This is a genomic window from Clostridium luticellarii (genome assembly GCF_002995845.1).
GTDB lineage: Bacteria > Bacillota > Clostridia > Clostridiales > Clostridiaceae > Clostridium_B > Clostridium_B luticellarii.
Genome location: NZ_PVXP01000145.1, coordinates 1 through 1,614, shown reverse-complemented (window position 1 = coordinate 1,614; position 1,614 = coordinate 1). Strand labels below are relative to the sequence as shown.

The following is a 1,614-nucleotide window of genomic DNA, read 5'->3' as shown; positions in this document are numbered from 1 at the left end:
ATATAATTATTGTAATAAATAAAAATAATAGACTATTATATATATAATAGTCTATGTTATAAGATTTTATTTGTTCTTAATTTATATAAATATCAAATTAATTTTTACTATATGCATCTAATTTATTCCAACTGATTTACTTCTGTGTTCCATCAAAACTACATCATGCCATACACCATTACTCATTTTTCCCAGTCTTTCTCTTATACCTACTTTTCTAAAGCCACATTTTTTATGAAGAGTTATACTTCCAATATTCTCTTTTATAATTACAGATTGCAAAGTCCAGAATCCATTTTCTTCTGACAATTTAATTAAGTTTTTTAAAAGAGCAGTTCCTATGCCCTTTCCTCTGTATTCTTTTCCTATATATATGCTTACTTCTGCAACACCTGCATAGACACATCTACTTGAAATTGAGCTTAAAGCTGCCCAGCCTAATACTTTATCATCTGAACATGCTGCTAATCTACATAAATCAATATGACTGTTATTCCAATCCTGCCATGTAGGTACTTCTGTCTGAAATGTGGCTTTACCTGTATTTATACCTTCCAAGTAAATCTTTGATACTTCTTTCCAATGTTTTTCAGTCATTTCTTCAATATTAAAATTCACCCTTCTCTACATCTCCCACTTATATATACAACCTTTATTCTAAAATTTATATGCCTTTACATGCGCTCCTGCGAAAGCTCCATCAACAATATCCGTATCTATTTTACTATATACATCATCTAATTTTTTTTGCTTTGCAATATCTTCTATAACATCCTTGGTATATATGTTTACCCGCGTTATTTCAATATCTTCAAATCCAACCTTTTCAAGTATTTCCTCATATTCCTTAATTGGCAGAGCGCCTGCAATACACCCTACCCACATTTCAACATTATGCCTTATATTTTCCGGTACATCTTTAAGAACAACAATATCCGCAATTGCCAGCCTTCCACCCTTTTTTAATACCCTATAAGCTTCTGACAAGGCTTTTTCTTTACTTTCACATAGATTTATTACACAATTTGACGTAATAACATCTATCGTTTCATCTTTTAAAGGTATATCTTCAATATATCCCTTTATAAATTCTACATTTTCAGCTCCCATTTTTTCTTTATTTTTGTTTGCTAATTCCAGCATTTCATCTGTCATATCAAGGCCGTATACTTTTCCATTTTTGCCGACATATTTAGATGAAATAAAAACATCTATTCCACCGCCACTTCCCAGATCCAGGACTATTTCACCTAATTTAGGATTAGCAAGTACAACAGGGTTTGCACATCCAAGTGATGCATTTACAGCTTCATCCGGCAACCCTTCTATAAAATCTTTAGTATACAAATTTTGATTTTTAGCAGTATCTCCGCAGCATGATGATGTACCGCATCCACAATTGACATGGGATTTATCGCTTACCTTTCTGGCTATATTGCCATAATACGCTTTAACTTGACCTTTAATTGAATTTTTCATAATATATTCCTCCTTGTATAATGTAGTCATAACATTTAATAGAAAGCTATCATAATTTCTAACGAACATTACAACTCATTTCTTTTAATATTATTCGAATTTTTTCTACCCGGTAGGGTTCACTTTTCTTATCTA

2 protein-coding genes are annotated in these 1,614 nt (G+C 31.4%); both read right to left on the bottom strand.

The window, feature by feature from the left end; all coding sequences use genetic code 11:
- Window positions 1-117: 117 nt before the first annotated feature.
- Entirely contained in the window at window positions 118-618 is a 501-nt protein-coding gene (locus tag CLLU_RS18425) for a GNAT family N-acetyltransferase (protein ID WP_106011207.1), read from the bottom strand.
- Between the two features lie 39 nt (window positions 619-657).
- A complete protein-coding gene (gene arsM / locus CLLU_RS18420) occupies window positions 658-1,479 on the bottom strand; it encodes an arsenite methyltransferase (RefSeq protein ID WP_106011206.1) in 822 nt (273 codons plus the stop codon).
- Window positions 1,480-1,614 lie beyond the last annotated feature (135 nt).